The organism is Cellvibrio sp., from assembly GCF_053579595.1.
In genome coordinates this window covers 1-3,464 of the sequence record NZ_JBRFPI010000444.1, presented here as the reverse complement: position 1 = coordinate 3,464, position 3,464 = coordinate 1, and the positions used below count along the sequence as shown (strand labels likewise).

Below are 3,464 nucleotides of genomic sequence, written 5' to 3'. Positions count from 1 at the left end.
TCAGCAAAGAAAGTTGCGGTATTCATGCGGCTTTTTCCTCTTTCGTAAGCAGCTGTTCAAAGAAATTTTGAATGCTGGTTTGTTGTTCTTCTGCATTATCTATAGCGTTAAAGGTTTTGCGAAATGCTTCGCTGCCAGGGACCGTTTGCAAATACCAACTCGCATGTTTGCGAGCGATACGCGGGCCCATAAACTCACCATAAAAACGGTACAGCTCACACAGATGGGTACATAAAATGTCTCTGACTTCAGTCAGCGACGGTTCGGGTAATTGCTCACCGGTACGCAGGTAATGCGCAATTTCCCGGAATATCCAGGGGCGACCTTGCGCCGCCCGTCCAATCATCACTGCTGCGGCACCCGTGTGATCCAACACGGATTTGGCTTTGTGCGGTGAATCTATATCGCCATTGGCAAATACGGGAATTTTCACCGCATTGACTACACTGGCGATGGTGTCGTATTCGGCTGCGCCCAAAAAAGCGTCGGCACGGGTGCGACCGTGAAGTGCGAGGGCTTGTATGCCGGCATCTTCAGCGATGCGTGCAATACGCACAGCATTGCGTTCTTCATTGCTCCAGCCAGTGCGAAATTTCAGTGTGACCGGAATGTTCACTGAACTTACCACTGCCTGCAAAATATCGGCGACGAGCTGCTCATCTTTCAGAAGGGCAGAACCGGCGGCTTTTTTACATACTTTCTTGGCGGGGCAACCCATATTGATATCAATAATCTGGGCGCCGTTGGCCGCATTAAGGCGTGCTGCCTCAGCCATCATTTCCGGATCACCACCGGCAATTTGCACGGCGATAGGTTCAGCTTCGCCTGTGTGATCCATGCGTAGGCTACTTTTACGGCTGCCCCACAAGCTGGAGTCAGCGGTGAGCATTTCCGATATCACCAAACCTGCACCCAGTGAACGGCACAATTGACGGAAAGGCCGGTCAGTAACGCCGGCCATGGGCGCTAGGATGACCTGACTGTCAATGCAATAGGAGCCGATAGTAAACACGTGGTTGGCTTTTAGTGATGAATCGTTGTAGTTGCGGTTGCGCCGAAAATGCCGGTTTCACCTGGGTTTCCCCTGTATCAAATTTGTACTGGGACCCTGCGTAAAAGGGTCGCCATAATACCCGTTTGGGCGGGGGTTGGGAACGCAAAAAGCATAAAAAATGGCGTTTTTTTGAGCGATAAAAAGGAGTTTTTTAGTCGCTTTTGGTTGCAAAAAAAGCGGAATTGGGGCAGACGGTAGGCGATTTACTGATTGATGGGGCCGTAGAGATAGATTTCGTAGTCGCGCGCCAAATGTTTTATGAGTGGATTTTGCAGTGTGATCACATTGCGCTGTTTTAGTTGTGCTCGTTCAAGTGTGTGCAAGTGGCGCTTGCTCCAGAGTTTATTGAAGGAGCCATCTTTGTAGGCAATTTCCAATCCCTTTTGTACACGATTAAGCACCGCTTTGCTTTCTTTATGGGCGAAGAAAAATTTGGGCAGCGGGTAATAGAGTGCAAGTTGGGTGTCGCTTGTGAGCCCCAGACTATTTGGATCCTGTTGTTCATAGAAAAACTCACTGGCGCCGCGGCAGAAGAAATCGATTCTACCGGCTTTGGTCATGCGGAATAGGCTGACGACACTGTTGGACTCAATGACTTGCAAGTCGTTATGGCGCAGGATTTTGCCATCGGCCCAGCCAATACCTACACCAAAATGATAATCCTTGAGTTGGTCGAGGTGCGTGATGCTTTTAGCTGTGGCGTTAAGTGAGTCGCGCATAAAACAAATGCGGTAGCTGAGGGCACCTCGGTCAAGCGGAAAAGGGATGAAGGCCAGCTTTTCCTGTTCGGCCAATTCATCTTCGTAGCTCATTTGCAAGATGAGATTGGGGTATACGTTATGGCTCAAGGCTACCAGCGTGCGCGCGCGGTTCATGGGCGGGATGCCGTGCAGTTCATAGGGGCCAAATTCGGTGATGGTTTTGTCCAGCGCCAGTTTCAGCACTTCAACTTCGTGCAGTACGCGTTCAGTGCTGTTCAGCTCGGGTAATTTATGGGTGACGATTAATGGAGCTTGGGGGCTGGTTTGTGCTGCGCAGATTGACGCAAGTAAGCAGAGGGTGAACAAAAGCAACAAGTTGCGCAGGAGGCGCAACCCGGAAAATACCAAAATACAATTGCCGATAGATCCGGGCTCCATATTGCGCTCCGCTTTTTGCAGCAGGCAGTCCTGTCGGTGTTTGTATTCTTAAGTCTAGTTGCTGCTGTGGAGCAGCGCGACTGCTATTGGCGTGGAATGGAGATATGGTAATTCACGGCCTCAGCGCCCGGATCTACTAGATCCAGGGTGATATGAATTTTCTGGTTTTGCGGCATTAGCTCCCGCCCGACCAGTTCGCCGCCGAGATAATCCTTGGGGATAAAGCGGCGCGATGCAACCTGATTGTCATCAATATCGGTAAACACCAGGACCAAGTCGGGAAACGGCTGCTCAAACGGAGCGCCATTTATCAACATCACGTCAACAGCCAGTGCACCTTGGGTGTCCGGATGTTCGCGCACCACAAGGTTGGACGCGATGATGCGGCTGGTATCAACTAATGTTGGCACCTGGCAGCCGAGATAAGGGCAGAGGAATAAGTAGCCGGTGCGATAGGGTTCAACGCGGCTGAAATAATCAAACTTGAACCAACCGACCTGAACTGCCAGTGCGAGCAGGCCCAGGATGCTGAGGGTCGGCCAGAGTTTGCGTTGATACCAGCGGCGCATGCGTTTGGCACTAAACTCAATCGGTGCCGGAATGATGTTCATCAGCAGCGCCGTGCGTGAACCGTCGTAAGAACGGATTTTGGGTTGGGTTTTGACCTGACGCTTGGGTGCATCGCTGTCTTCGTCGGCACTTTCTTCAGGCGTTTCGAAAATACTGGGGTCGAGGGCGGCTGGAGTGTTGGATTGTTTAAACCCCTGATTACTTGGCATCTGCGCCAGTTCATCGCTGATTATAAAATCGTCTGTAGCAGGTTGATTACCTGATGGGGCGGCTTGTTCTTCTTTCTCGCCCACAAGGCTAAATACCAAGCCGGGCGCAGGAGTTACGGCGGGTGCTGGTGGCTTTTCTGCTGCCTCATTCATTTGTTCTTTATTTATTGCATGGCTTTCAAATAATTCGTCATCGGCCAATTGTTCATCGGTTTTAGGTTTCAGAACTGCTAATTGGGGCGTGTCATCCTCCTCATCTTCCATCAGCATTTCTGCCCAGGATTCATCGGTTGTGCTGACAGTATCATCGGACTCCTTGTCGCGAATTTTGCGCTCAAAGAGCGATACATCGGACTTTGGTGTTGTGTTGATATCCATAAATCCATCGAAGTCGTAGCTTTTTGCTTCGCTCTTGCTGTCGTCCATGTCGTCGCTGATCAAAATATCGTCGGTTTGTCCGAGCGATGACTTGTTTATAGTACGTATGACTGG

Annotated in this window: 3 protein-coding genes; all 3 read right to left on the bottom strand. The window is 50.5% G+C overall.

Translation table 11 applies throughout. From position 1 onward, the window contains the following. Positions 1 to 22: 22 nt before the first annotated feature. The gene (gene dusB / locus ACWA6V_RS19370; protein WP_449524032.1) at positions 23 to 1,012 is read right to left on the bottom strand and encodes a tRNA dihydrouridine synthase DusB; all 990 of its coding nucleotides are present in this window, start codon (positions 1,010 to 1,012) and stop codon (positions 23 to 25) included. A 245-nt stretch (positions 1,013 to 1,257) separates the two neighbouring features. After that, positions 1,258 to 2,193: a hypothetical protein gene (locus tag ACWA6V_RS19365; protein ID WP_449524031.1), complete on the bottom strand. Its 936-nt coding sequence runs from the start codon at positions 2,191 to 2,193 to the stop codon at positions 1,258 to 1,260. Positions 2,194 to 2,276: 83 nt separating this feature from the next. Then, positions 2,277 to 3,464: DUF3426 domain-containing protein (locus ACWA6V_RS19360; protein WP_449524030.1), on the bottom strand; the 1,188-nt coding region annotated here is incomplete at its 5' end.